This window comes from Agromyces sp. NPDC056965, assembly GCF_042673425.1.
Lineage (GTDB): Bacteria > Actinomycetota > Actinomycetes > Actinomycetales > Microbacteriaceae > Agromyces.
Genome location: NZ_JBHURI010000037.1, coordinates 16521 through 42243, shown reverse-complemented (window position 1 = coordinate 42243; position 25723 = coordinate 16521). Strand labels below are relative to the sequence as shown.

Genomic DNA, 25723 nt, shown 5'->3' with positions numbered 1-25723 from the left:
TTAACGCGGGGGGGCGGGGCGGGCTAAGGGGGGGGGGGGTTCCCGGCCACACCCCGGGGGGGGGGCGGCCCCCCCCCGCGACGACGTCGCCGAGGCGTCAGGGTGATGTCGTGCGAAGGTCGACGACCCGCAGCACTGCAAGCGGGGCCCGACCGGCTCGCCTCAGCCGAAGTTGACGTTGACCTTCGAGCCGCGCTTGAGCTTCGTGCCGGCGGCAGGATCCTGAACGGACGCGATGACGGCGCCTTCGAGGAAGGCCGGCACGTTCGAGCCGACCTCGAACTCGAGCGCCTCGAGCTGCGCACGCGCCTGGGCCACGGTCTGACCGGTGATGACGTTCGGCACCTCGACGAGGTCCTGACCCTTCGACATGATGAGCGTCAGCGTGTCACCCGGACGCACCGGGTCGCTCGTCGCCGACTGCGAGAGCACGAGATCAGCCGCGATGTCGTCGCTGAACTCGGGTTCGCCGTAGGCGACCTGGAGTTCGACGGCGGCGAGTGCCGCCTCAGCATCGGCGGCGGACATGCCGACGACGTCGGGAATCGGGCCGGCGGAGACGACGAGCGTCAGTTCTCCGAGCTCGGCGTACTCGGCTCCGACGGAGGTGCCGTCGACATCGAGCACGTCGATGACCGTGTCGGCCGGCACGTCTGCGGAGAACTGCAGCACGTTCGGCTCGACGACGGTGAAGTCCTTCAGGGCCGCACGGGCATCGGCCGACGGCGAGCCGCGCACCTCGGGCACCGCGAGGATGCTCGGTCCCTTCGAGACGAAGAGCGTCACGGTCGAGCCGCGCTGGGCCTGCTCACCGCCTGCGGGGTCGGTGCCCGACACCTGCCCTGCGGGCACGACCGGGTCGTTGCGCTCGGCGGGTTCGACCGAGAATCCGGCCTCCTCGAGGATCGACGTCGCCGCGTCGGGCGCGAGCGTCGCCGTCGCGGGCACCGAGACGAGGGCGCCGGGGCCGGCTCCGAAGTACCAGCCGGTGCCGGCGGCGAGACCGGTCAGCAGGAGCACGAGGGCGACGATCCAGTAGCCGCGGCGCTTGCGGCGCTCGGCGCTCTTCGCGAGCGCCTCGGTGTCGTCGCCGTCGGATGCCTCGAGCGTCGACGTGGCGGCGGGCGCCCCGCCTGCGCCGAGCACGCGCGTCTCGGCGGTCGCCGCGGCGACCGGAAGCGCGCCCCCGGGCAGCACCATCGTCGCCTGCGTCTGCAGTGGACGGTGCGAGGACCGGATCGACGGTTCGGCCTCGCGCAGTCGCTCGAGCATCTCGCGGGCGTCGTTCGGGCGCGCCTCGGGGTCGCGGTTGGTGGCCCACAGCACGAGTTCGTCGAGCTCGACGGGAACCGCGGGGTTCTTCGAGCTCGGCGTCGGAACCTGGTCGTTGGCGTGCTGGTAGGCGATCGCCATCGGCGCCTCGCCGACGTAGGGCTGCTCGCCGGTGAGCATCTCGTACATCATGATGCCGACGGCGTAGATGTCGCTGCGGGCATCTGCCACCCCGCGGGTGACGAGCTCGGGGGAGAGGTAGGCGATCGTGCCGAGCAGCGCCTGGCCGGTCGCCGTGTTGGCGCTCGCGGCGCGCGCGAGGCCGAAGTCGCCGAGCTTGATGCGGCCGTCGTCGGCGAGCAGCACGTTCTCGGGCTTCAGGTCGCGGTGCACGATGCCCGCCTTGTGCGCGGCGGCGAGGCCGGCGAGCACGGCGTCCATGATGTCGACCGTCTGCTCGGGGGTGAGCTTCTTGTAGTCCTTCAGCAGCTCGCGCAGGGTGATGCCCGGCAGGTACTCCATGACGAGATAGGCCATGTCGGCGTCTTGGCCCTGGTCGAAGACGTTCACGACGTTCGGGTGCGCGAGGCGCGCGGCCGAGCGGGCCTCCTGCACGAACCGGGTCTTGAAGGTGTTGTCGTCGGCGAGGTGGCCGTGCATGATCTTGATCGCGACGCGACGCTCGAGGCGCAGGTCGGTTGCGAGGTACACCGTCGCCATGCCGCCCCGGGCGATTCGGGAGCGCACCTGATAGCGGCCGTCGATGAGACGGCCGATCATGGGGTCGACGGGCGCAGTGGTCACTCTGAGAGTCTACGAAGAGCTATATGCCGCAACCGTTGCAAACGCCGACGGCGCGCCGATCGCAACCCCATCGTGATGCGCGGCCGCCGGCTCAGCCCAGTTCGGAGAGCCACGCTCGCGCCGACGTCTCCCACTTCGCATAGTGGTCGGGGTGGGCGCTCAACTGCACGGCCTGCGCGGCCTGCGTCACGGTGAGCGACTCCCACCCGGCAATGTCGAGCAGGCCGCGCGTGCGGCCCGCGTTGGGGTTCGCGGCGCCGCCGTAGAACGCCGTCGCGGATCGCACCGGGTCGAGGACCTCCTCGACGGTGCCCCAACCCTGGCTCGGGCGCTGCTGGAACAGTCCGAGCGAGTCGAGGTCGCCGTACTCGGGATTCTTCAGGCCAGACTCCTGCGCCGCGGCGGCGAGGGCGATGACGATTCCCTGGTCGGACACGCCGAGTGCGCGTCCGACGCTCACGATGATGCTCGCGTTGCCGCGCATCTCCTCGGTGAGCGCGACGCTGACCGAGGCGACGGTGACGACGGCGACCGGTCGCGCGACCCGCAGCACCTGGCCGGCGCGGATCACCGCGGCGGTGTCGAGGCCGTTGATCGCGACGAGTTCGGAGACCTCGAGGTCGTGCCGCGCGGCGATGTCCCAGAGGGTGTCGCCGTCGACGACGGTGTACTCCTCGGCACTCGTTGTGGGTGGAACCGGCGCAGGTGCTGGTGCTGCCGGCGCCGGCGTCGGGGCGGCCGGTGCCGCGGCCTCCGCGCCCCCGGGAGGCAGCACGATGGACTGACCCCGGAAGATCAGGCTCTGACGACTCAGGCCGTTCGCACTCAGCATCTGGTCGAGTGCGACGCCGTACGTCGCGGCGATACCGCTCATGGTGTCGCCGGCGACGACCGTGTGCCGGGGGAGCTCGGCGGCGACCGGCACCGGTGCGGGGGCGGCGACGCCCCCGGGCAACGCCAGACGCTGCCCGGCGAAGATCAGGCTCGACCAGCCGAGCCCGTTGAGCGCCAGGACGTCGGCGGTGGCCACGCCGTACCGTTCTGCGATGCTGCTCACGGTGTCGCCGTCGGCCACGGTGACCTCCGCGGGCACCGCCCCGGCCGACGCGGGCGCCGACGCCGCGTTCCGGGCGGGTCCGTCGTTCGCGGCCTTCGCCTTGGGCATGCGCTTGGCCGGTTGCGGCGCCGCCTCGGCGGGTTGTGCGATGCCGAGCGTGACGGCGATGGTCGAGACGACGGCGAGCGGCAGGGTGATCAGACGGCGGATGCCCCGGCGCCGATCGTTCCCCTCACGCGCGAGCCGACGTGGATGGTCGACCTGTCCGTTCGCAGTCTCGGCGTCATGCGTCATCGTTGCCCCCTTACGCCCGGCATGGTGCTCCCGGCCCCCGCGGCAACCGTCGCATAGCGGTATGGGGGGAGTCAAACACCTCGACGCGAGTCTCGTGAAGCGGTCGGCGGGAGGGCGCAAGGGCGTGTCGCCATCGATGGTTCCGCAAGATGCCCGGCTCGTGGCAGTCTTGACACGTGACCGATGCTGCCGAAACCGAATGGCTGACCGTTCCCGACCTCGTCGAGATGCTCGGGCAGAGCCCGAGCCGCATTCGTCGACTCATCGACGACCGGCACCTGCTCGCCGCCCGCATCGACGGGGTGCTCAAGGTGCCCGCGGTGTTCCTGCGCGACGACGCCCCGTTGCCCGAGCTGTACGGAACGGCGAACGTGCTCGCCGACAACGGCTTCACCGACGAGGAGGCGCTCGAGTGGATGCTCGCCGAGGAGGACAGCCTCGGCACCTCGCCGATCGCCGCACTGCTCGCCGGGCGCAAGGCCGAGGTTCGTCGAGTGGCGCAGGCGCTCGCCTGATCCGCCGACGGGCGACCGTTCGCCGTCGGGCGGCCGTCCGCCGACGGGTGACCGCCTGAACCGCCGGCCGGCGTCAGCTCGTGCGGCGCGTGACCGCTCGCGCGAGTGAGCCGAGTTCCGCCCGGGCGTCCCTGCTGATCGGCGCCGCCTCGAGCGCTGTCGCGGCCGTGTCGACGTTCGCGGTGATCAGGGCCTCGACCTCGTCGACGGCACCGCACTCGCGGATCGTCTGCTGCAGCATCCTGACCTGCTCGGGGGCGAGGTCGGGATCTCCGAGGAGTTCGTCGAGCAGCCGGCGCTGGCCGGGCGCGAGTCGCTCGCGGGCGATCGCGATGAGCATGGTGCGCTTGCCCTCGCGGAGGTCGTCGCCGCTCGGCTTGCCGGTGACCTCGGGGTCGCCGAACACGCCGAGCAGGTCGTCGCGGAGCTGGTACGCGATGCCGAGCGGCAGGCCGAAGGCGCGAAGCGAGTCGAACTGCGCCGTCGAGGCGCCGGCGATGGCGCCGCCGATCACGAGCGGGGCCTCGATGCTGTACTTGGCCGACTTGTAGATGATGACGCGCTCAGCACGGAGCCGCTGCTCGGACTCGGTCTGGCTCCGCCACGCGCGCTCCTCGAGGATGTCGAGGTACTGACCGGCCGTGACCTCGGTGCGCATGCGCATGAACTCCGAGCGAGCGATGCGTGCCGCGTCGCGGTCGGGGAGCGCCGCGAGCCCCTCGTCGAGCAGCTCATCGCTCCAGCCGAGCAGCAGGTCGCCGAGGAGGATCGCCGAAGCGCGGCCGAACTCGGGCGCCGAGCCCGCCCAGCCGGAATCCGCGTGCAGCTGCTCGAAGAGACGGTGTCCGGACGGGGCGCCTCGCCGGGTGTCGGAGTTGTCGATGATGTCGTCGTGCAGCAGCGCCGCCGCGTGGAAGAGCTCGAGAGCGGATGCCGCGGAGACCACGGAGAACTTGTCGCGCCCGCCCTCGGGGGCGAATGGGTCGAATCCCCGCCCGCCGACGGCCTCCCAGCCCCAGTAGCAGAACAGCGCCCGGAAGCGCTTGCCTCCGCTGAGAAATCGCCTTGAGAACGCATCGAGCGGTGCGAGGTCGGGGCTGATCTCGCGGAGAATGGAAGTGCGTTCGGCGAGGAAACCCTCGATACGTTCGTGCACCAAATCGACCAGTCGGGAACCGTGAGCCACCCGCCTAGCCTAGCGAGGCTGAGCAGGGCTAGAATGGACTCGGATGCGTCGATCCCGAGCCTGAGGGGAATGAGATGCCGCTTTCAGAGCAGGAGCAACGTCTTCTCGAGGAGATGGAGCGGAACCTCTATCGCAATGACGCCGACTTCGTGCAAGCGGTCGGCGGTGTTCGTGGTCGACGACCGAACTACCGGGCCATCGTGCTCGGAGTGCTGTTGGCCGTCGCCGGGGCAGGTGCCCTCATCGCGGGCGTCGCCTCGCAGCTCCTCATCGTCGGAGTCATCGGCTTCGCGCTCATGTTCGCAGGAGTGCTCGTCGCGATCACCCCATCCAAACGCGGTGCCGCCGCCGCCGCTCCCGCCGAGCCCTCGACGGCCGGCCGTCGAGGCCGTACCGCTTCGGGTGGCAGCTTCATGGATCGCATGAACGAGCGCTGGGACCGCCGTCAGGACGGCCAGGGCTGATCCCTCCACTTCGCACCACCTGAACGGGTCGATCTTCGGATCGGCCCGTTTTTTCGTGCGCCCGCCAGGGCATCCGGTCCGGTGACCGGGCTGCCGGCGCGACATCCGCTGCCCTGAACCGCTGAGATCGGGCTCGATTCGTCGATTCCGTTCCCGGACCCTCCACTCCGCTCCACCGGTCGAATCCGCGTGTTCACAGGGAACTCGAAGCCCGCAACACGCCAAAACGAGCGAATGTCGTTGATCGGTGGATGAGAGTGGAGTAAAGTGGGGTTACCTGGATTCTGGCCGGAGGAAAGGGGGTGGTGCGGTGTTCCTCGGTAGCTACGAACCAAAGCTCGATGAGAAAGGCCGCGTCATTCTTCCGGCGAAGTTCCGGGAGGAGCTCTCGAGCGGCCTCGTGCTCACGCGCGGGCAGGAACACTGCATCTACGTGTTCAGTGCGCGGGAGTTCGAGAACATGAGCGACAAGATCCGCCAGGCCCCGGTAACGAGCAAGCAGGCGCGCGACTACATGCGTGTCTTCCTCTCGGGGGCTTCCGCGGAGACCCCCGACAAGCAGCATCGCGTCACCATCCCCGCCACGCTCCGCGCGTATGCGGGCCTCGACCGCGACCTCACGGTCATCGGAACGGGCAGCCGGGTGGAGATCTGGGACGCGACGGCATGGGCGAGCTACCTCGCCGAGCAAGAGGCGGCCTTCGCGGACACGGCGGAGGAGGTGATCCCCGGACTCTTCTAGTCCTCGGGCTCCGACTCCCAGCCGGCCGCGCCTGGTGCACTTCCCCGCATCAGGACGAACGGATGGGGATCGGAACCCGAGGCCACGAAGGCAAGGCGGAATCATGGACATCGAACGCATTCACACCCCGGTCATGCTCGAGCGCACGCTCGAACTCCTGGCCCCCGCCCTCGAGGGCGACGCCGCCGTGATGGTCGACGCGACCCTCGGCATGGGCGGCCACACGGCCGCGTTCCTCGAGCGGTTCCCGAAGCTCACCGTCATCGGGCTCGATCGCGACACCGACGCGCTCGGCATCGCCCGGGAACGCCTCGCGAAGTTCGGCGACCGCGCACGATTCGTGCACACGGTCTACGACGGCATCGTCGAGGCCGTTCGCGGCGAGGGCTTCCGCGAGGTGCAGGGCGTGCTCTTCGACCTCGGCGTCTCCTCCCTCCAGCTGGACCGTGCCGAGCGCGGTTTCGCCTACTCGAAGGATGCGCCGCTCGACATGCGCATGGACGTCACGAGCGGACGCACGGCGGCCGAGGTGATCGCCGAGGAGAGCGAAGACGAACTCCGCCGCATCTTCCTCGACTACGGCGAGGAGAAGCTCGCCGCCCGGTACGCCCGGGCGATCGTGCGGGCGCGAGCGGATGCCCCCATCACGCGTTCAGGCGAGCTCGTCGCCATCATCCAGGCGGCGACCCCGGTCGCGATCCAGCGGCAGGGTCACCCCGCCAAGCGGGTGTTCCAGGCGCTGCGCATCGAGGTCAACGAAGAGCTCTCCGTGCTCGAGCGGGCGATGCCCGCAGCGCTCGACACGATCGCCGTCGGCGGTCGCATCGTCGTGCTGGCCTACCAGTCGCTCGAGGACCGCATCGTCAAGCGTTCGCTCGCGGCGGCGTCGAGTTCGTCGGCTCCGGCCGGCCTGCCGATGGAGCTGCCCGAGCACCGGCCCGAGTTCAAGCTCCTGGTGCGGGGCGCCGAACTCGCGAGCGAAGACGAACAGGCGGAGAACCCGCGGGCCAAGCCCGTGCGGCTCCGAGCCGCGGAGCGCGTGCGGAGGGCATCATGAGCGCAGTGCAGGCTCAGTCGCTCCCCGCGCCACGGCGGGTCGGGCCCGAGCGCCCGCAACGACGCCTCCGCCCGGCACCCGAGCGAGCCGCTCGGTCGAAGCCGAGGCTCGCCTATGCCGTCATCGCGCTCGGCGGCGTCGCGGTCATCATCGTGGCGCAGCTGCTGCTCTCGATCGCGGTGACGCAGGGCGCCTACGAGATCGATGCGCTGCAGATGCAGCAGACCACGCTGACCCGTGACGAGCAGAAGCTCTCCGAAGACCTCGACCGTGTCGAATCGCCTCAGTTCCTCGCCACGAAGGCGGAGGGGCTCGGCATGGTGCCGAACTCCAATCCGGTCTACCTCCGGCTCTCCGACGGCGCCGTGCTCGGCCAGCCGACGGCGGCCGAGGGCGGGGCGGGGGCATCCGCTCCGCTCGTCCCGAATGCGTTGATCGACGGCGTGCCGTTCGGCGGCCAGCCGCAGGCGGGGGAGACTCCGAGCGAAGGAACTCCCGGTCAGGTCGAGGGTGCCGCACCCGAGACTCCGGCCGGGACTCCCGACGGCGGACTCCCGACGCCCGCTACGCACTGACCGATCGATCGCTTGCGAGGACCGACTCGATGAACCGAACCAGCCGTCACCCGATGCGGCGGATCCTGCTCTCCGCCGCCGTGCTGGTCGCACTGGTCGGCGTCTTCGTCGTGCGTCTCGTCGACATCCAGATCGTTCGGGCCGCCGAGCTCAACGAACAGGCGCAGGAGGCGCGTTCCGAGCCGGTCACCGTGTACGGTGCGCGCGGCGACATCGTCGATGCGAACGGCAAGGTGCTCGCCGACAGCGTCATGCGTTACGACATCGCACTGTCGCCCAAGCAGGCGTCCAAGGGTCCGGTCGCACGCGAAGTGGCCGACCCCGAAGACCCTGAGAAGACCACGAAGGTCGACGTTCCGCTCGAGCAGGTCGTGGCCGAGCTCGGCGCGGTCGTCGGACTCACGGGCGATCAGGTGCAGGGCATCATCAGCGCCGCTCTGGCAGACGACCCGGATTCCGACTTCGCGTACGTGGCGAAGCTCGTCGACACAGAGACGTACGAGAAGGTGAAGGCGCTCGAGATCCCATGGGTCGAGCCGTACCAACACCCGAGCCGGCGCTACCCGAACGGAGCCGTGGCCGGCAACCTCGTCGGCTGGGTCGGCCCCGACGGGGACCCGCTCCAGGGCCTCGAACTCTCCGAGAACCAGTGCCTCGCAAGTGAGGACGGCCAGGTCAGCTACCTGCACAGCCTCCAGGACTGGGTGCGGATCCCCGGCACCGAGATCGTGCACAAGCAGGCGCACGACGGCGGCACCCTGAAGCTCACGATCGACACCGACCTGCAGTGGGCCGTGCAGCGCATCGCCGAGGCCCGTGTGCAGGAGACCGGAGCCGAATGGGCGACGGTCACCGTCATGGAAGCCAAGACTGGACGGCTTCTGGCGGTGGCCGACGTTCCGACCGTCGATCCGAACGATCCGTCGGCGATCGACGCGGAGGATCGCGGATCGCGCTCGTTCACCGCGCCGTTCGAACCGGGGTCGACGTTCAAGGCGCTCACCGCGGCGTCCGTCATCAACGCTGGTCTCGCCGACCCGTTCAGCAAGATCGTCGCCCCGTACCGGATCATCTTCCCGAACGGAGCGAACGTCAACGACAGCTCGCGTCATGACGACCAGAACCTCACGCTCACGGGCGTGCTCATCGAATCGTCGAACACCGGGATGTCGCAGTTCGGCGAGCTGATGACCGACCGGGCACGTTACGACGACATGGTGAAGTTCGGACTCGGCGCCGAGACCGAGGTCGGATTCCCGGGGGAGGAAGCCGGTGACCTGCACGGCGACCCCGACGAGGACTGGGACAACCAGACCAAGTACGCCACGATGTTCGGCCAGGGCCTGACCACCACCGCGGTGCAGATCGCGAGCGTCTACCAGACCATCGCGAACGGCGGCGTGCGCATGCCCGTCTCACTCGTCGACAGCTGCGTGAGCGACGACGGCACGGCGACGGCTGCACCGACGCAGGGCGAGCGCGTGATCTCGGAGCAGGCCGCGACCGAGACGAGCCAGATGCTCGAGCGCGTCTATCAGGATGCATGGCTCTCGGATGAATGGAACATCCCGGGCTACCGGGTCGCCGCGAAGACCGGCACCGCGCAGTTCCCGGACGGCAACGGCGGCTATCGCAAGGAGTACCTCGTCTCGGTCTCGGGCTTCGCCCCGGCGGACGATCCGCAGTTCGTCGTTTCGGTGAGCATCATGAATCCCGTTAAGATGAATTCGTCCGCCGCATCCGCTCCCGTCTTCCAAGAGGTGATGAGCCAGGTGCTGAAGAAGTACCGGACCGTTCCATCCGGCGCCCAGGCGCCCGAGCTGCCAGCTACCTGGTGAGAAAGTTGGGTTCGTGACCGGATCGCCTCTCACGGCTCTCCGGCCGAAGCACCCGAGTCCTCGATCGCTTCCCGGCCTCGCCGAAGCATTCGGATTCGCCGTGCTCGGCGAGATCGACGGTCTCGAGGTGACCGGCGCAGGGCTCTCCTCGAAGACCGTGCAGCCCGGTGACCTCTACGTCGGAGTTCCGGGCCGCAACGCCCACGGTGCCGACTTCGCCGCCGCCGCCCGCGAGTCGGGTGCCGTCGCGCTCCTGACCGACCCGGCCGGCGCGGAGCGCGCGGCCGAAGCCGGCCTCCCGATCCTCGTGACCGATGACGTGCGCGCCGCACTCGGCGACGTCGCTGCCTGGATCCACGGCACCGCCGACAACCCCGCCACGATGTTCGCGGTCACCGGCACCAACGGCAAGACGAGCGTCGTGTACCTGCTCTACGGCATGCTCCGCCAGCTCGGAGTCACCGCAGGGCTCACCTCGACCGCCGAGCGCCGCATCGGCGACGAAGCCGTCACGAGCTCGCTGACCACCCCCGAGGCGAGCGAACTGCACGCGCTCCTGGCGCGGATGCGCGAGGTCGATGTGCGCGCCGTCGGCATCGAGGTGTCGGCCCAGGCGCTCTCCCGCCACCGTGTCGACGGTCTCGTGTTCGACGTCGTCGGGTTCACGAACCTCACGCACGACCACCTCGACGACTACGCCTCGATGGACGAGTACTTCGAAGCGAAGCGCGACCTCTTCCAGCCCGAGCGCGCTCGTCGCGGCGTGGTCACCGTCGACTCCGAGTGGGGACGGCGCCTGCTCGCCGAATCGGGCATTCCGGTGACGACGCTCACCTCGATCGACGGCGTCGAGGCCGACTGGCGCATCACGGTGCTCGAAGAAGGCGCCGACCACACCTCGTTCCTGCTCGAGGGGCCCGGCGGTCGGCGTCTCGAGACGCGTGTGCCGCTCCTCGGCTGGTACATGGCCGCGAACGCCGCCCTCGCGATCGTCATGCTCGTCGAGGCCGGGTACGACCTCGACCGCATCGCCGAGGCGCTCGAGCGCGACGGAGGCGTCGACGCGTACATCCCCGGCCGTGCAGAGCGCATCTCGGGCGACCGCGGTCCGGTCGTCTACATCGACTACGGCCACAGCCCCGACGCGTTCCTCCAGACGCTCGGCGCGATCCGTCGCTCGACCGACGGGCGCATCATCATGGTCTTCGGCGCCGACGGCGACCGCGACACCACGAAGCGCGGCGAGATGGGTGCGATCGCGGCCCGCGGTGCCGATGCGGTCGTCATCACCGACTTCCACCCCCGGTTCGAAGACCCGGCCTCGATCCGCGCCGCGCTCATCGCGGGCGCCCGCGAGGCGGTCCCCGACCGCGAGATCCACGAGATCGCCGATCCGCACGAGGCGTTCCGCGCCGCGCTCGCCCTCGCGGGCGAAGGCGACGCGATCCTCTACGCCGGCCCCGGCCATGAGGACTACCACGAAGTGAAGGGCGTCAAGATCCCGTACTCCGCCAGAGACGATTCCCGGCAGGCGCTGCGCGACGCGGGGTGGCTCGCATGATCGCCCTGACCCTGACCGAGATCGCCTCGGCCGTCGACGGCGTGCTCCGACTCGACGGTACCGCGGCGGCCGACGACACCGTGATCGACGGCGTCGTGACGACGGACTCCCGCGAGGTCGAGCCCGGCGGCGTCTTCGTCGCGAAGCGCGGCGAGTTCGACGACGGCCACCGCTTCGCACCCACCGCCGCCGAGCAGGGCGCCGCGCTGCTGATCGTCGAGCACGCGCTCGACCTGGCGGTGCCCCAGATCGTCGTCGCCGATTCGGTCGACGCCCTCGGCGCCCTCGCGACCGAGGTCGTGCGCCGGGTGCGCGCACTCGGGCGCCTCCGCATCGTCGGCGTGACCGGCTCGAACGGCAAGACGACCACGAAGAACCTCCTCCGCACCGTGCTCGAGCAGGTCGGTCCGACCGTCGCAGCACGCGCCTCGTTCAACAACGAGGTGGGTGCACCGATCACGATGCTCGAGCTCACGAACGACACCGAGTTCCTCGTCGCCGAGATGGGCGCCTCCGGCGTCGGCGAGATCGCGCGCCTCGTGCGCATGGCCCGGCCCGACGTCGGCATCGTGCTGAAGGTGGGGCTCGCCCATGCCGGCGAGTTCGGCGGCATCGAGCAGACCGTGCGCGCCAAGTCCGAGATGGTCACCGACCTCCTCGAGACGGATGTCGCGGTGCTGAACTCCGACGACCCCCGCGTGGTGCCCATGGCGGGACTCACGGCGGCGCGCGTCGTCTGGTTCGGCTTCGGCGAGTCCGCCGATGTCCGCGCGACCGACATCCGTGCCCATGCCCGCGGCACCGAGTTCACCGTGACGATCCCCGGTGGCGAGACCGCGCACGTGCGCTTCTCGGTCCTGGGGGAGCACCACGTCATGAACGCACTCGCTGCGATCGCGGCATCCGTCGAACTCGGCGTGCCGCTCGCCTCGGTCGTCGAGGCCCTCGAGCAGGTGACCCTCGCCGAACGCTGGCGCATGCAGGTCATGGGCGGCCGCGACGGCGTCACGATCATCAACGACGCCTACAACGCGAGCCCCGACTCGATGTCGGCGGCGCTGAAGACGCTCGCACAGGTGAAGAATCCCGAGGCCCGCACGATCGCGGTGCTCGGTGAGATGAGCGAGCTCGGCGAGTTCTCGGGCGAGGAGCACGACCGGATCGGCCTGCTCGCGGTGCGACTCGGCATCTCGCAGCTCGTCGTGGTGGGGGCGGGCGCGCGTCGCCTGCACATCACGGCGATCAACGAGGGATCTTGGGACGGCGAATCCGCATTCGTCGAGTCCGCAGACGAGGCGTTCGACCTCGTCACGTCGTCCGTGCGCCCCGGCGACACGGTATTGGTGAAATCGTCCAACTCGGCGGGTCTCCGCCTGCTGGGCGACCGACTGGGAGAATGGTTCGCATGAGCGGCGGGGCAGCACTGATGAGCGGCGGGGCAGCACTGATGATCCGCCTGCTGGGCGACCGACTGGGAGAATGGTTCGCGTGAGAGCACTGCTGACCGCTGGGGCGTTGTCGCTCGCCTTCACGCTGTTTCTGACCCCGCTGTTCATTCGGCTGTTCACGCGGCTCGGGTGGGGGCAGTTCATCCGTGACGACGGGCCGCAGAGCCATCACGTCAAGCGCGGCACGCCCACCATGGGCGGCATCATCTTCATCCTGGGTACGCTGTTCGGGTACTTCGTCGCCACGCTCCTCGTCTCGAACGAGAAGCCCACGGCGTCGGGCATGCTCGTGCTGTTCATGATGGTCGGGCTCGGCGTGGTCGGCTTCATCGACGACTTCCTGAAGACCCGCAAGAAGCAGAGCCTCGGCCTCGGCGGCTGGGCGAAGGTCGCAGGACAGGTGGTCATCGCGGCGCTCTTCGCCCTGATGGCGCTGCAGTTCCCGAACGAGCACGGCATCACACCGGCGAACACGAAGATCTCGTTCATCCGCGATCTGCCACTCGACTTCATGGTGTTCGGCACGATCGTCGGCATCGTGCTCTACGTCATCTGGATCTGCCTGCTCGCGGTCGGCACGTCGAACGCCGTCAACGTCACCGACGGGCTCGACGGGCTCGCCAGCGGCGCGTCGATCCTCGCGATCGGCTCGTTCGTGATCATCGGCTTCTGGCAGTTCAACCAGTCGCGCTTCGGTGCGGGCCTGAATCCGAGCGATGCCTACCGCAGCTACGACGTGCGCGACCCGCTCGACATCGCGATCGTGGCGACGGCCATCGTCGGCGGGCTCATCGGCTTCCTCTGGTGGAACACGAACCCCGCGAAGATCTACATGGGCGACACCGGGTCGCTGGCGCTCGGCGGCGCACTCGCCGCCCTCGCGATCGTCAGCCACACCGAGCTCCTCCTCCTGCTCATCGGCGGCCTGTTCGTGATCGAGACCGGTTCGGTGATCGTGCAGCGGGCGTACTTCAAGCTCACGGGCGGCAAGCGCATCTTCCTGATGAGTCCGATCCACCATCACTTCGAGCTGAAGGGCTGGGCCGAGGTCACGATCGTCGTGCGCTTCTGGATCATCGGGGGACTGCTCGTCGCGGCCGGCGTCGGCGCCTTCTACTTCGAGTGGCTGCAGAGCTGATGACGGATGCCGCTGCACCCATCGCCGCTCGTCTCGATTCGCTGACCAGCTGGAACGCCGACTGGTCGGGTCTCCGCGTCGTCGTCATGGGCCTCGGCGTCACCGGGTTCGCCGTCGCCGACACGCTCACCGAACTCGGAGCCGCGGTGCTCGTCGTCGCGCCCGAGGTCGACGACGACCGCGCGCGCATCCTCGAGGTCATCGGGGCCGGTCTGCTGCGGCATCCGCTCGATGCCGTGCCCGCCGAGGTCGTGGACTTCGCGCCCGAGCTCATCGTGGCCTCGCCCGGGTTCCACCCCGATCACCCCGTGCTCACGTGGGCGGCAGAGTCGTCGATCGCGGTCTGGGGCGACATCGAACTCGCCTGGCGCGTGCGCGACAAGGTGAACACCGCGGAGTGGATCCTCGTCACCGGCACGAACGGCAAGACGACGACCGTGCAGATGGCGGCGACGTTCCTCGCGGCGAACGGCCTGCGCGCCGCACCCTGCGGCAACATCGGCGTGCCGGTGCTCGACGCGGTGCGCGACCCGGGCGGCTTCGACGTGCTCGTCGTCGAGCTCTCGAGCTACCAGCTGCACCACCTGCCGACGTCGGGCCCGGGCGCGCTGCACCCGTGGGCGAGCACCGTGCTGAACATCGCCGACGACCACCTCGACTGGCACGGCTCGTTCGAGGCCTACCGCGCCGCGAAGGCGACGGTCTACGAGAACACGAAGATCGCATGCGTGTTCAACCGCGCCGACGAGGCGACGAGGCGCATGGTCGAAGACGCCGAGGTCGAAGAGGGCGCGCGCGCCATCGGCTTCGGTCTCGACGTGCCGGGGCCGAGCGACTTCGGTGTCGTCGAAGGCATCCTCTGCGACCGCGCCTTCCTCGACGACCGCCACACCGCCGCACTCGAGATCATCACGATCGACGAGCTGGAGCCGAGGGGGCTCACCGCCCCGCACGTGGTGGCGAACATCCTCGCGGCATCCGCCCTCGCGCGCTCGTTCGGCGTGCCGGTCGGCGTGATCCACGATGCGCTCGGTACCTTCCGCCTCGATGCGCACCGCATCGAGACGGTCGCGGTCTCCGGCGGCATCCGCTGGGTCGACGACTCGAAGGCGACGAACCCGCACGCGGCCGAGGCGTCGCTGCGAGCGTTCGGCAAGGTGGTGTGGATCGTGGGCGGCCTGCTGAAGGGCGTCGACGCCGATGCCCTCGTCGCCGCCCACGTGGCTCGCCTCCGCGCGGCGATCGTGATCGGGGTCGATCGCGCAGCGCTCGTCGAGGCGTTCCGCCGACACGCGCCCGAGCTGCCGCTCTTCGAAGTGGTCACGGATGACACTGAGACGGTGATGCCCGACGCGGTCGCCCTGGCCGCGGCGGTCGCTGAAGAGGGCGACACCGTACTCCTCGCGCCCGCTGCGGCGTCGATGGACCAGTTCGCCGACTACGGCGATCGCGGACGGCGGTTCCACGACGCGGTCGGATCGATGCTGGGAGGTGAGGCGGATGGCGACTCCGCCCCGCGCGAACCGCTCCCAGGAGCCTGAGCCGACGGGCGTCTCCGCCGCCAGGATCCGTCTCGGTCGCGTCTTCCGCGTCGAGTCGGCCGACTACTTCCTGCTGCTCGGCACGACGCTCTTCCTGGTCGTCTTCGGCCTCGTGATGGTGCTCTCCGCCTCCGTCGTGCAGTCGCACCTCGAAGACGAGAGCTTCTTCGCGCAGGCGCTGCGTCAGGGGCTCTTCGCCGTCTTCGGCATCCCGATCATGCTCATCGCGAGTCGGATGCCCGAGAAGTTCTGGATGCGTCTCGCCTGGCCGACGCTCATCGTCGCCTGCGCGTTGCAGCTCCTCGTCATCGCGACCCCGCTCGGCATCGAGGTCGGCGGCAACACGAACTGGATCCAGCTCGGTCCGATGCAGTTCCAGCCGTCGGAGCTGATCAAGGTGGCGCTCGTCATGTGGCTCGGCCTCATCGTCACCAAGAAGGAGGCGCTGCTCGGCGACTTCGTGCACGGCGTGCTGCCGATCGTGCTCGTCGGGGGCGGTGCCATCGGCCTCGTGCTCCTCGGCGGCGACCTCGGCACGGTCATGATCATGGGGGCCATGCTGCTCGGCGCCCTGTTCCTGATCGGCGTTCGGCTGCGACTGCTGCTTCCGCCGATCTTCGCGGCCATCGTGCTGTTCGTGATCGTCGCGGTGTCGAGCGAGAACCGCATGCGGCGCATCACCTCCTTCCTCGACGCGAACTGCGAGAGCGGCGGCACGGGCGATGCGATCAGCGACTGCTGGCAGATCCAGCACGGATCGTTCGCCCTCGCGAACGGCGGTGTCTTCGGCGTCGGTCTCGGCAACTCCGCCGCGAAGTGGTCGTGGCTGCCCGCGGCCGACAACGACTTCATCTTCGCGATCATCGGCGAAGAGCTCGGGTTGATCGGTGCGATCGTCGTCATCGCGATGTTCGTCGTGCTCGCCGTCGCCCTCGGGCGCGTGCTGCGCGGTGCACGTACGCCGTTCGGTCGCGCGGCGTCCGCGGCGGTGCTCGTGTGGATCATCGGTCAGGCGTGTGTCAATATCGGTGTCGTGCTCGGCGTCTTCCCTGTCCTCGGTGTCCCGTTGCCGCTCGTCTCCGCGGGTGGCACGGCTCTGCTCACCACGCTCTTCGCGATCGGCATCGTGCTGTCGGTCGCGCGCGATCCCGAAGCCCCGGCGCGGGCCGCTGCCCGGGCAGCCGCACGAAAGCGCGGACGACCCGCAGCGACGCGGGCCGCCCGATGACGACGTACCTCCTCGCCGGCGGCGGCACCGCCGGCCACGTGAACCCGCTGCTCGCCGTCGCCGACCGCCTGCGCGAACGCGACCCCGAGGCGTCCGTGCTCGTGCTCGGCACGGCGGAGGGACTCGAGGCGCGCCTCGTGCCGGCACGCGGGTACGAGCTCCTGACGATCGCGAAGGTGCCGTTCCCGCGGCGGCCGAACCGTGCTGCCGTGGCCTTCCCCTCGCGGTTCCGCGAGTCGATCGCCGCGGTCTTCCGCATCATCGACGAACGCGGCGTCGACGTCGTCGTGGGCTTCGGCGGCTACGTCTCGACACCGGCCTACCTCGCCGCGCGACGCGCGGGCATCCCCGTCGCGATCCACGAGGCGAACGCCCGCCCCGGTCTCGCGAACCGGCTCGGCGCTCGATTCGCCGCGACGGTCGGCGTCGCGTTCGAGGGCACGCCCCTGCCACGGGCGCAGCTCGTGGGCATGCCGCTCCGGCGCGAGATCGAGACGCTCGATCCGGCCGCGCTGCGAGCTGAAGCCGCCGCTCACTTCGGACTCGACGCATCGCGTCCGGTGCTGCTCGCGACCGGCGGCTCGCTCGGTGCACGTCGTATCAACCGCACGATGGTCGACTCAGCACGCGCGATCACGGCTGCGGGCTGGCAGGTGCTCCATGTGACGGGCGCGAACTCCGAGGTCGTCGACCCCGGTGTTGCCGATTACCACATGGTCGAGTACGCCGATCGCATGGACCTCGCCCTCGCGGTCGCCGACGCGGCGGTCTCGCGCGCCGGGGCGGCGACGGTGTGCGAGCTCTCGGCGCTCGGCATCCCCGCGGTGTTCGTGCCCTACCCGGTGGGCAACGGCGAGCAGCGGTTCAACGCCGCGGGCGTCGTCTCCGCCGGCGGTGCCGTGCTCGTCGACGACGCCGAGTTCGTGCCCGCATGGGTCGACGCCTCGCTGCTGCCGATGCTCGCCGACGCGGAGCGCCTTCGCGCAATGGCGGCCGCCGCGGCATCCGTGGGCTTCCGCGACGGCACCGACCGCATGGTCGCCCTCGTCGACGAGGCGCTCGGCGAGGCAGCCGGCGCCGGCCCGCAAGGCGCGTAACGTTGAGTGAGCGGATGTCGCGACATCCGCTCGCACGAACCCCGGCGTTTCGACGCCACGCACCCGTCCGCACTCGACCGCACCCAGGAAGAACCGCAGCACCGTGACGATCAAGCCCGACCTCTCCGCCCAGATCCCCGCCGAACTCGGCGCCGTGCACTTCGTCGGCATCGGGGGATCCGGCATGAGCGGCATCGCCCGACTCATGCTCGGCGACGGCCACCGGGTCACCGGGTCCGACGTTCGCGACTCCGCCAACATCGCGGCCCTTCGCGAGCTCGGCGCCGAGATCGCGATCGGCCACGATGCCGCGAACCTCGCCGACGACATCGACACCGTCGTGGTCACCGGCGCGCTCTGGGAGGACAACCCCGAGTACCGCCTCGCGCTCGAGCGCGGCCTCCCGGTGCTGCACCGCTCGCTCGCCCTGGCCGCGCTCATCGCGGGCCGCCGCCTCGTCTCGGTCGCAGGCGCCCACGGCAAGACCACCTCCACCGGCATGATCGTCACCGGTCTCCTCGCGCTCGGCGAGGACCCGAACTTCGTCAACGGCGGCGTCATCGAGGGACTCGGTGTCTCGTCGGCCGCCGGCGACGGCGAGCTGTTCGTCGTCGAGGCCGACGAGTCCGACGGCTCCTTCCTGCTCTACGACACCTCGGTCGCACTCATCACGAACGTCGACCCCGACCACCTCGACCACTACGGCTCGCGCGACGCCTTCGAGCAGGCCTTCGTGACCTTCGCCGACGGTGCACGCGAGCTCGTCGTCGTCTCGTCCGACGACGCCGGTGCCAAGCGGGTCACCGAGAAGCTCTCGCATGATCGCGTGGTCACCTTCGGCCAGGCGGCGGATGCCACGGTGCGCGTGCACTCGGTCGAGACCGACGGCCCCGTCTCCTTCGCCGTGGACTACGAGGGCGCGACCTACCGCGCCACCCTGCTCATCCCCGGGCTGCACAACGCCATCAACGCGGCGGGCGCATTCGCGGTGCTCGTCGGACTCGGGTTCGACCCCGAGGCGTCCCTCGCCGGCATCGCCCGGTTCGCCGGCACCGGCAGGCGCTTCGAGCTGCACGGCACGGTGGGCGGCGTCAGCGTCTACGACGACTACGCCCACCACCCCACGGAGGTCGCCGCCGCGCTGGCTGCAGCGCGCACGGTGGTCGGCGAGGGCCGGATCATCGCCGTGCACCAGCCGCACACGTACAGCCGCACGCAGACCTTCGCCAAGGAGTTCGCCGAGGTGCTCGAGCAGTTCGCCGACGAGACCGTCGTGCTCGACGTCTACGGTGCGCGCGAGGACCCCGTTCCCGGGGTGACCGGTGCGCTCGTCAGCGACCGTTTCGCAGACCCCGCACACGTCGCCTTCGTGCCCGACTGGCAGCAGGCCGCCGACTACACGGCGAGCATCGCCCGCAGCGGCGACTTCGTGATCACGCTCGGCTGCGGCGACGTCTACCGCATCGTGCCCCAGCTGCTCGGTTCGCTCGAGCGCGAGCGCGGATGACGCCGGAGCCCGCGTGAAACGGCCTCAGGGGTTCGACGGGCCGGTCGCACGTGCGCCTCGCGCGTCTCGTCCGGCCGCCGACGCGGCGCGGCCTTCCGAAGCCCGGCCGTCTGAGGCGCGTGCTTCGCAGGGGCAGCGCCCGGCGGCGACCTCGGGCATCCGTGCCGACCGCGCGGCGCCCGGCGCTCGTGGTTCGAGCGGACGGAGCCCGGGCTCCGCTGCCGATCAGGTCTCGACCGAGCCGATCGCGATCGTGGTCGCGACGCCCGTGACGCCGCTCGTCACGGGCGCGGGCGGCAGCCCGACCGGTGTCGGCGCGCCCGGTCGTCCGACGGCGCCCGAGCTCGGCGACGCAGGTGATGCCGCTCCCGCAACGGCGAAGAGCGCCAGGGCTGCCAAACGCGAGCTCGCCGCAGCGGGCAAGGAGCGTCGCAAGTACGAGCGCCAGGAGGTGCGGCGGTTCACGAAGCGCTCGCGCCGACGGCGGATCGCCTGGTCGGTCGTACTCGGTTCGATCGTGGCGCTCGTCGTGGTCGTGGCGGTCGGCGCCTACTCGCCGCTCATGGCGCTGCGCGAGGTCCGGGTCGAGGGCGCCTCGCGCATCCCCGTCGCCGACGTGCAGGCGGCGTTCGACGACACGCTCGGCACGCCGTTGCCGCTCATCGCGAGCGCCGACGTGCTCTCGGCGCTCTCGGCGTTCCCGCTCATCGAGACGTACTCCACCGAGACGATCCCGCCGGGCACCCTCGTCGTGCGCATCGTCGAGCGGGTGCCGGTCGGCGTGGTCGACACGGGGTCGGGCCTCGAACTCGTCGATGCGGCCGGTGTCGTCATCGAGCGACCGGCGGAACGCCCGGAGGGGCAACCGCTGATCGTCACGGAGGACGGCGTCGCGGGGGAGGGCTTCCGGGCCGCGGCCGCGGTGATCCGGAGCCTTCCGGCCGAGATCCGAGGGCAGCTCGTCGGGGCGTCGGCTGCGACCGCCGACGATGTACGGCTCGAGTTGTCGACCGGTGCGACCGTCGTCTGGGGGAGTGCGGAGGAGTCCGCCGCGAAGGCGGCCGTGCTCGCTCGACTCATGGTCGCTGCGCCGCCCGACACGGTCGGCGAGTACGACGTGTCATCGCCGGCGAGTGCCGTGACGCGGTAGCCGGAGCGCGAAATCGGTCGGATCCCAGCCGATCCGCCCGTCGGTTCGCGACACGCGGGTGATCCTTTCGCGGGAGAGGCCGCCGGGAGCCTACCGTCATCACAGGAATTGCATACTCAGCAAAACTTTAACCTTCGACTAGAGGTTCAGGGTTCAGAGTTCGCACGGAAGGCCGGTCATGTCGACAAACCAGAACTACCTCGCTGTCATCAAGGTCGTCGGGATCGGCGGCGGCGGTGTCAACGCCGTCAATCGCATGATCGAGCTCGGGCTCCGCGGAGTCGAGTTCATCGCGATCAACACCGACGCGCAGGCGCTGCTCATGTCGGATGCCGACGTGAAGCTCGACGTGGGGCGCGACCTCACTCGCGGCCTCGGCGCCGGCGCAGACCCCGAGGTGGGCCGTCGTGCCGCCGAGGATCACGCCGAGGAGATCGAGGAGGCACTCGCGGGTGCCGACATGGTGTTCGTCACCGCCGGAGAGGGCGGCGGCACGGGCACCGGCGGAGCCCCCGTCGTCGCTCGCATCGCGAAGTCGATCGGTGCGCTCACCATCGGTGTCGTCACGAAGCCGTTCGGCTTCGAGGGCAAGCGGCGCCAGACCCAGGCGGAGCAGGGCGTTGCGCGCCTGAAGGAAGAGGTCGACACCCTCATCGTGGTGCCGAACGACCGCCTGCTCGAGATCAGCGACCGCGGAATCTCGATGCTCGAGGCCTTCGCCACCGCCGACCAGGTGCTGCTCGCCGGTGTCCAGGGCATCACCGACCTCATCACGACGCCCGGCCTCATCAACCTCGACTTCGCCGACGTGAAGTCGGTCATGCAGGGCGCGGGTTCCGCGCTCATGGGCATCGGCTCGTCGCGGGGGGCCGATCGAGCGATCAAGGCGGCCGAACTCGCCGTCGCGAGTCCGTTGCTCGAGGCCTCGATCGATGGCGCCCACGGCGTGCTCCTCTCGATCCAGGGCGGGTCGAACCTCGGCATCTTCGAGATCAACGACGCCGCGCGACTCGTGCAGGAGGCCGTGCACCCCGAAGCGAACATCATCTTCGGCGCCGTCATCGACGACACGCTCGGCGACGAGGTGCGCGTCACGGTCATCGCCGCCGGATTCGACGGCGGCGAGCCGAACGCGAAGCCTGTCGAGGCGCGACGCACGAACTTCGTGCCCGCCGCCGTCGGTGCAGCGGTCGGCGGCGGTGCCATCTCGAGCGAGGTGGCCGACGTCATCGCCGAGATCGACATCGACGAGCTCGTCGAGACGGCGAACTGGGGCGAGGTCGAGACGGCGACGGCCGATCAGATCGTCTCGGACCCGGCGTTCGACACCGACGACGACGACCTCGACATCCCCGACTTCCTGAAGTGAGCGACGCGACGCCGGCCGTGGACTCCCTGGCCGGGCGCCTCGCACGGGTGGCCGGTCAGGTGTCGGATGCCGCGCGCGACGCGGGCCGCGACCCCGCCGAGATCACGACGATCGTCGTCACGAAGTTCCATCCCGCGGCCCTCGTGGCGCAGCTGGCGGAGCTCGGAGTGCGCGACGTCGGCGAGAACCGCCACCAGGAGGCGCAGGCGAAGGCCGCCGAGCTCGCGGACCTCGACCTGCGCTGGCACTTCGTCGGGCAGCTGCAGAGCAAGAAGGCCAGGCAGGCGCGCGCGTACGCCTCGGCGATCCACTCGGTCGACCGTGCGGCGCTCGTCGACGCGCTGCGGTCCGACGAGGCATCCGTCGACTGCTTCGTGCAGGTCAACCTCACCGACGATCCCGGCCGCGGCGGCGTCGCGCCGGATGCGCTCGAGGCGCTCGTCGAGCGCGTGCTCGAGACGCCAGGGCTGCGCCTGCGCGGCCTGATGGCGGTCGCCCCGCTCGGCGAACCCGCCCGGCCCGCATTCGCGCGCGTTCGCGAGTTGTCGGAGCAGGTGCGGAAACTCGACCCGACGGCACGGGATCTGTCCATGGGGATGTCGCACGATTTTCGCGACGCGATCATGGAGGGTGCGACACACCTGAGAATCGGAACGGCAATCACCGGGAATCGGCCGGTCGCCGGTTAACCTCGAAGAGACGGAACACAGACGGAGGCAGCGATGTCGAACCCGCTCAAGAAGACGATGGTCTATCTCGGACTCGCCGATGAAGAGCTCGAAGAGGAGACCACGCAGGCCCACGCGCCCGCACCGGTGACCCCGGTCGCGAACGCGGCGCCCGCACCGAGGGCTGGTGCATCGGTCACGCCGCTGCGCAAGAACCATGTTCAACCGAGTACACCGCAGGTGGAGATGAACGAGATCCTGACCGTCCACCCGCGTCAGTATCGTGACGCACAGGTGATCGCCGAGTCGTTCCGCGAGGGCGTCCCCGTGATCATCAACCTCTCGCAGATGTCGGACGCCGACGCACGTCGTCTCATCGACTTCGCGAGCGGCCTCTCGCAGGGCCTCTACGGCAAGATCGAGCGCGTGACGAGCAAGGTCTTCCTGCTCTCGCCCGCACACGTGGTCGTCTCGGGGGAGACCGGCGAGAGTGAAGGCGACGTGGACGCGTCGTTCTTCACGCACGCGTAGCCCGTCGTGGGCGCGCTGCTCGTCGTCTGGAACATCCTCTACCTGCTGCTGCTCATCTACTTCTTCGTGATGTGGGGGCGGTTCGTACTGGATCTCGTACGCACCTTCAACCGGTCATGGCGCCCTCGTGGTGGCTGGCTGGTGGTCGTCGAGGCCGTCTACAGCCTCACCGACCCGCCCGTGCGCTTCTTCCGGCGGCTCGTGCCGCCGATCCGCATCGGCCAAGTCGCATTGGATCTGGGGTGGAGTCTGGCCATGCTCGTCGTGATCGTCGCGATGACCGTGGTGTCCTTTCTGCAGCAGGCGGCGTCCATGCCCGGCTGATGATCTCCTGCGAGGGATGAGGTCGAGACGATCGGCACTCACGACTCTGAGGATGTCTTTGCTACCGTTAGCTGAACGTGATCGAACAGTTCGACAGATTTGAGGGTGGAAAGCCATGGCGCTAACTCCGGAAGATGTGGTCAACAAGCGCTTCCAGGCGACGAAGTTCCGGGAAGGCTACGACCAAGACGAGGTCGACGACTTCCTCGACGAGGTCGTGGTGGAGCTTCGTCGACTGAACGGGGAGAACGAGGAGCTGCGTCAGCGGCTGTCCGCGGCCGAGGCCCGTGCTGCGGAGGCCGCCAAGGCACCCGCCGCCGCTGCGCCGGCAGCTGCCGCGGTCTACACCGAGCCGGCGGCTCCGCCGCCCACAGTCGCGGTGCCGATGCAGCAGCCCGTCTCGCAGCAGTCGGACTTCGACGAGCAGGCGAGCACGACGAACCTCCTGCAGCTCGCGCGTCGACTCCACGAGGAGCACGTCCGCGAGGGCGTCGAGAAGCGCGATGCGCTGATCGCCGAGGGTCACGCCACTGCCGCGCGAGTCGTCGCAGAGGCAGAGGCCAAGCAGCGCGCCCAGATCGGCGTGCTCGACCAGGAGCGCGTCGCACTCGAGAAGCGCGTCGACGAGCTCCGCGTGTTCGAGCGCGACTACCGCGCGAAGCTGAAGAACTACATCGAGGGCCAGCTCCGAGAGCTCGACACCGCAGCGCCGGTGCAGGTGACCGGCAACCAGGGCTTCTCGTCGCCGGTCGGCGCATCGGGCCTGCCCGCTGAGCAGCCGGCACCGACGTTCCAGGGCTTTGGAGGCTGAGCCGGCCGCGAAGGTCGGCTCCGCCACCGCCCTCCTGGTCGTGGCCGGCGCCGCACTCGCGGCGTACGGCCTCGACCAGCTGAGCAAGTTCCTCGTCGTCTCGAACCTCACCGAGGGTGAGATCGTGCCGGTGCTCGGCTCGCTGCTCCAGTGGCAGTTCGTGCGGAACCCGGGTGCGGCCTTCTCGCTCGCGAGCGGCATGACCTGGATCTTCACGATCCTCGCTGCCGGCGTCATCACCTTCATCGTGTGGTTCGCGCGGCGCATCCGCTCGATCGCCTGGGCCGTCGTCTTCGGACTCCTGCTCGGCGGCGTGCTCGGCAACCTGACCGACCGGCTCTTCCGCGAGCCGTCGTTCGGCCTCGGCCACGTGGTCGACTTCATCTCGACGCCATGGCTGATCCCGGCGATCTACAACGTCGCCGACATCGCCATCGTGTCGAGCATGGTGCTCTTCATGATCCTCACCATCCGCGGCATCGGCCTCGACGGTTCACGCGAGCTCCGGCCCGCGAAGCGCGACGCCGCCGAGAGCATGCAGCGCGAGACGCCCGCGGCAGCGGCCGACGGTGACGCTCCGCTTCGCGAAGCCGCGACCGGAGCCTGATGGAGCACCGTTCCTTCCCCGTTCCCGACGGGCTCGAGGGCGCGCGCGTCGACGCCGGTCTCGCGAAGCTGCTCGGCTTCTCGCGCACGCTCGCGGCCGACATCGCGTCGGCCGGCGGCGTCTCGCTCGACGGGGCATCCGTCGACAAGTCCGACCGGCTTCGTGCTGGTGCCTGGCTCGAAGTGAGCTGGGAGGAGCCGCGCGGGCTCACGATCGATCCGATCGCGGTCCCCGACCTCGGCATCATCCACGACGACGACGACCTCGTGGTCGTCGACAAGCCGGCCGGCGTCGCAGCCCACCCTTCGGTGGGCTGGAACGGACCGACCGTCGTCGGGGCGCTCGCGGCCGCGGGCTTCCGCATCTCGACGTCCGGAGCATCCGAGCGTCAGGGCGTCGTGCACCGCCTCGACGCGGGCACCAGCGGCCTCATGGTCGTCGCCAAGTCGGAGCGGGCCTACACTGAGCTCAAGCGCCAGTTCCACGACCGCGAGGTGGAGAAGATCTACCACACGGTCGTGCAGGGCCACCCCGACCCGCTCGCCGGCACGATCGACGCGCCCGTCGGTCGTCATCCCCGCTCCGAGTGGAAGTTCGCGGTGACCGCCGACGGCAAGCACGCGGTCACCCACTACGAGACGATCGAGGCGTTCCCCTACGCGTCGCTGCTCGAGGTGCACCTCGAGACCGGTCGCACGCACCAGATCCGAGTGCACATGGCGGCGCAGCGGCATCCGTGCGCCGGCGACTCGATGTACGGAGCCGACCCGACCCTGTCGGCGAAGCTCGGCCTCGACCGGCAGTGGCTCCACGCCAAGCAGCTCGCCTTCGCCCACCCGGCCGACGGCCGTTGGACGACCTTCGAGTCGGAGTATCCGGCCGACCTCGCGCACGCGCTCGGCGTGCTCCGCGGCGACTGACACCCCGCCGGCGGCGACC

Annotated in this window: 24 protein-coding genes; 21 read left to right on the top strand and 3 right to left on the bottom strand. The window is 69.9% G+C overall.

The window, feature by feature from the left end; all coding sequences use genetic code 11:
- Positions 1–162: 162 nt before the first annotated feature.
- Both pknB and ACFTQE_RS11225 read right to left on the bottom strand, forming a co-directional pair.
- Entirely contained in the window at positions 163–2076 is a 1914-nt protein-coding gene (gene pknB / locus ACFTQE_RS11230) for a Stk1 family PASTA domain-containing Ser/Thr kinase (protein ID WP_376925139.1), read from the bottom strand.
- A gap of 91 nt (positions 2077–2167) precedes the next feature.
- Positions 2168–3427, bottom strand: coding sequence for a LysM peptidoglycan-binding domain-containing protein (locus tag ACFTQE_RS11225; RefSeq protein WP_376925138.1), 1260 nt, complete (start codon positions 3425–3427; stop codon positions 2168–2170).
- 176 nt (positions 3428–3603) lie between these two features.
- On the opposite strand from ACFTQE_RS11225, the gene ACFTQE_RS11220 reads away from it, so the two are divergent.
- Complete coding sequence (locus ACFTQE_RS11220) at positions 3604–3942, top strand: Rv2175c family DNA-binding protein (protein ID WP_376925137.1); 339 nt, start codon at positions 3604–3606, stop codon at positions 3940–3942.
- A 73-nt stretch (positions 3943–4015) separates the two neighbouring features.
- On the opposite strand, the gene ACFTQE_RS11215 is transcribed toward ACFTQE_RS11220, so the two are convergent.
- Positions 4016–5128 carry a polyprenyl synthetase family protein gene (locus ACFTQE_RS11215; protein WP_376925136.1) on the bottom strand — a complete coding sequence of 371 codons (1113 nt, stop codon included), beginning with the start codon at positions 5126–5128 and terminating at the stop codon, positions 4016–4018.
- Between the two features lie 74 nt (positions 5129–5202).
- On the opposite strand from ACFTQE_RS11215, the gene ACFTQE_RS11210 reads away from it, so the two are divergent.
- From ACFTQE_RS11210 to ACFTQE_RS11115, 20 genes are all read left to right on the top strand, one after another.
- Entirely contained in the window at positions 5203–5592 is a 390-nt protein-coding gene (locus tag ACFTQE_RS11210; protein WP_376925135.1) for a DUF3040 domain-containing protein, read from the top strand.
- Positions 5593–5902: 310 nt separating this feature from the next.
- On the top strand, positions 5903–6334 hold the full coding sequence (gene mraZ, locus ACFTQE_RS11205; RefSeq protein ID WP_139418416.1) for a division/cell wall cluster transcriptional repressor MraZ: 432 nt from the start codon (positions 5903–5905) through the stop codon (positions 6332–6334).
- Between the two features lie 103 nt (positions 6335–6437).
- A complete protein-coding gene (gene rsmH / locus ACFTQE_RS11200) occupies positions 6438–7391 on the top strand; it encodes a 16S rRNA (cytosine(1402)-N(4))-methyltransferase RsmH (RefSeq protein ID WP_376925134.1) in 954 nt (317 codons plus the stop codon).
- Positions 7388–7966 (top strand): hypothetical protein, encoded by a 579-nt coding sequence (locus ACFTQE_RS11195; protein ID WP_376925133.1) that lies wholly within the window; start codon positions 7388–7390, stop codon positions 7964–7966. Before rsmH ends, ACFTQE_RS11195 begins: the two co-directional genes overlap by 4 nt.
- Positions 7967–7995: 29 nt before the next feature.
- The gene (locus ACFTQE_RS11190) at positions 7996–9804 is read left to right on the top strand and encodes a peptidoglycan D,D-transpeptidase FtsI family protein (RefSeq protein ID WP_376925132.1); all 1809 of its coding nucleotides are present in this window, start codon (positions 7996–7998) and stop codon (positions 9802–9804) included.
- Between the two features lie 13 nt (positions 9805–9817).
- Positions 9818–11365 (top strand): Mur ligase family protein, encoded by a 1548-nt coding sequence (locus tag ACFTQE_RS11185; RefSeq protein ID WP_376925131.1) that lies wholly within the window; start codon positions 9818–9820, stop codon positions 11363–11365.
- Positions 11362–12774 (top strand): UDP-N-acetylmuramoyl-tripeptide--D-alanyl-D-alanine ligase, encoded by a 1413-nt coding sequence (murF, locus tag ACFTQE_RS11180; protein ID WP_376925130.1) that lies wholly within the window; start codon positions 11362–11364, stop codon positions 12772–12774. The genes ACFTQE_RS11185 and murF overlap by 4 nt, the downstream gene beginning before the upstream one ends.
- A gap of 79 nt (positions 12775–12853) precedes the next feature.
- Complete coding sequence (gene mraY / locus ACFTQE_RS11175; protein WP_376925129.1) at positions 12854–13951, top strand: phospho-N-acetylmuramoyl-pentapeptide-transferase; 1098 nt, start codon at positions 12854–12856, stop codon at positions 13949–13951.
- Positions 13951–15492: a UDP-N-acetylmuramoyl-L-alanine--D-glutamate ligase gene (gene murD / locus ACFTQE_RS11170; protein WP_376925140.1), complete on the top strand. Its 1542-nt coding sequence runs from the start codon at positions 13951–13953 to the stop codon at positions 15490–15492. The genes mraY and murD overlap by 1 nt, the downstream gene beginning before the upstream one ends.
- Positions 15452–16720: a putative lipid II flippase FtsW gene (gene ftsW / locus ACFTQE_RS11165; protein ID WP_376925128.1), complete on the top strand. Its 1269-nt coding sequence runs from the start codon at positions 15452–15454 to the stop codon at positions 16718–16720. The genes murD and ftsW overlap by 41 nt, the downstream gene beginning before the upstream one ends.
- Complete coding sequence (murG, locus tag ACFTQE_RS11160) at positions 16717–17817, top strand: undecaprenyldiphospho-muramoylpentapeptide beta-N-acetylglucosaminyltransferase (RefSeq protein ID WP_376925127.1); 1101 nt, start codon at positions 16717–16719, stop codon at positions 17815–17817. Before ftsW ends, murG begins: the two co-directional genes overlap by 4 nt.
- Positions 17818–17920: 103 nt before the next feature.
- Positions 17921–19324, top strand: a complete 1404-nt coding sequence (murC, locus tag ACFTQE_RS11155) for a UDP-N-acetylmuramate--L-alanine ligase (RefSeq protein ID WP_376925126.1) — start codon at positions 17921–17923, stop codon at positions 19322–19324.
- 13 nt (positions 19325–19337) lie between these two features.
- Positions 19338–20474 carry a cell division protein FtsQ/DivIB gene (locus ACFTQE_RS11150; RefSeq protein WP_376925125.1) on the top strand — a complete coding sequence of 379 codons (1137 nt, stop codon included), beginning with the start codon at positions 19338–19340 and terminating at the stop codon, positions 20472–20474.
- 178 nt (positions 20475–20652) lie between these two features.
- Positions 20653–21843, top strand: a complete 1191-nt coding sequence (gene ftsZ, locus ACFTQE_RS11145) for a cell division protein FtsZ (protein WP_376925124.1) — start codon at positions 20653–20655, stop codon at positions 21841–21843.
- Entirely contained in the window at positions 21840–22532 is a 693-nt protein-coding gene (locus ACFTQE_RS11140; RefSeq protein WP_376925123.1) for a YggS family pyridoxal phosphate-dependent enzyme, read from the top strand. The genes ftsZ and ACFTQE_RS11140 overlap by 4 nt, the downstream gene beginning before the upstream one ends.
- Before the next feature lie 33 nt (positions 22533–22565).
- Complete coding sequence (locus tag ACFTQE_RS11135) at positions 22566–23042, top strand: cell division protein SepF (protein WP_376925122.1); 477 nt, start codon at positions 22566–22568, stop codon at positions 23040–23042.
- A 6-nt stretch (positions 23043–23048) separates the two neighbouring features.
- On the top strand, positions 23049–23366 hold the full coding sequence (locus ACFTQE_RS11130) for a YggT family protein (RefSeq protein WP_376925121.1): 318 nt from the start codon (positions 23049–23051) through the stop codon (positions 23364–23366).
- A gap of 115 nt (positions 23367–23481) precedes the next feature.
- Positions 23482–24177 (top strand): DivIVA domain-containing protein, encoded by a 696-nt coding sequence (locus tag ACFTQE_RS11125; protein ID WP_204459594.1) that lies wholly within the window; start codon positions 23482–23484, stop codon positions 24175–24177.
- Positions 24167–24784, top strand: coding sequence for a signal peptidase II (gene lspA / locus ACFTQE_RS11120; protein ID WP_376925120.1), 618 nt, complete (start codon positions 24167–24169; stop codon positions 24782–24784). The genes ACFTQE_RS11125 and lspA overlap by 11 nt, the downstream gene beginning before the upstream one ends.
- The gene (locus tag ACFTQE_RS11115; protein ID WP_376925119.1) at positions 24784–25704 is read left to right on the top strand and encodes an RluA family pseudouridine synthase; all 921 of its coding nucleotides are present in this window, start codon (positions 24784–24786) and stop codon (positions 25702–25704) included. The genes lspA and ACFTQE_RS11115 overlap by 1 nt, the downstream gene beginning before the upstream one ends.
- The last annotated feature ends 19 nt before the right edge of the window (positions 25705–25723 follow it).

Coding starts and splice junctions, on each gene's coding strand:
- murF (WP_376925130.1), top strand. CDS start 11,362: ATGATCGCCCTGACCCTGACCGAGATCGCCTCGGCCGTCGACGGCGTG.
- murD (WP_376925140.1), top strand. CDS start 13,951: ATGACGGATGCCGCTGCACCCATCGCCGCTCGTCTCGATTCGCTGACC.
- ftsZ (WP_376925124.1), top strand. CDS start 20,653: ATGTCGACAAACCAGAACTACCTCGCTGTCATCAAGGTCGTCGGGATC.
- ACFTQE_RS11135 (WP_376925122.1), top strand. CDS start 22,566: ATGTCGAACCCGCTCAAGAAGACGATGGTCTATCTCGGACTCGCCGAT.
- rsmH (WP_376925134.1), top strand. CDS start 6,438: ATGGACATCGAACGCATTCACACCCCGGTCATGCTCGAGCGCACGCTC.
- ACFTQE_RS11115 (WP_376925119.1), top strand. CDS start 24,784: ATGGAGCACCGTTCCTTCCCCGTTCCCGACGGGCTCGAGGGCGCGCGC.
- ftsW (WP_376925128.1), top strand. CDS start 15,452: ATGGCGACTCCGCCCCGCGCGAACCGCTCCCAGGAGCCTGAGCCGACG.
- ACFTQE_RS11225 (WP_376925138.1), bottom strand. CDS start 3,427: ATGACGCATGACGCCGAGACTGCGAACGGACAGGTCGACCATCCACGT.
- ACFTQE_RS11125 (WP_204459594.1), top strand. CDS start 23,482: ATGGCGCTAACTCCGGAAGATGTGGTCAACAAGCGCTTCCAGGCGACG.
- ACFTQE_RS11195 (WP_376925133.1), top strand. CDS start 7,388: ATGAGCGCAGTGCAGGCTCAGTCGCTCCCCGCGCCACGGCGGGTCGGG.
- ACFTQE_RS11190 (WP_376925132.1), top strand. CDS start 7,996: ATGAACCGAACCAGCCGTCACCCGATGCGGCGGATCCTGCTCTCCGCC.
- ACFTQE_RS11210 (WP_376925135.1), top strand. CDS start 5,203: ATGCCGCTTTCAGAGCAGGAGCAACGTCTTCTCGAGGAGATGGAGCGG.
- murG (WP_376925127.1), top strand. CDS start 16,717: ATGACGACGTACCTCCTCGCCGGCGGCGGCACCGCCGGCCACGTGAAC.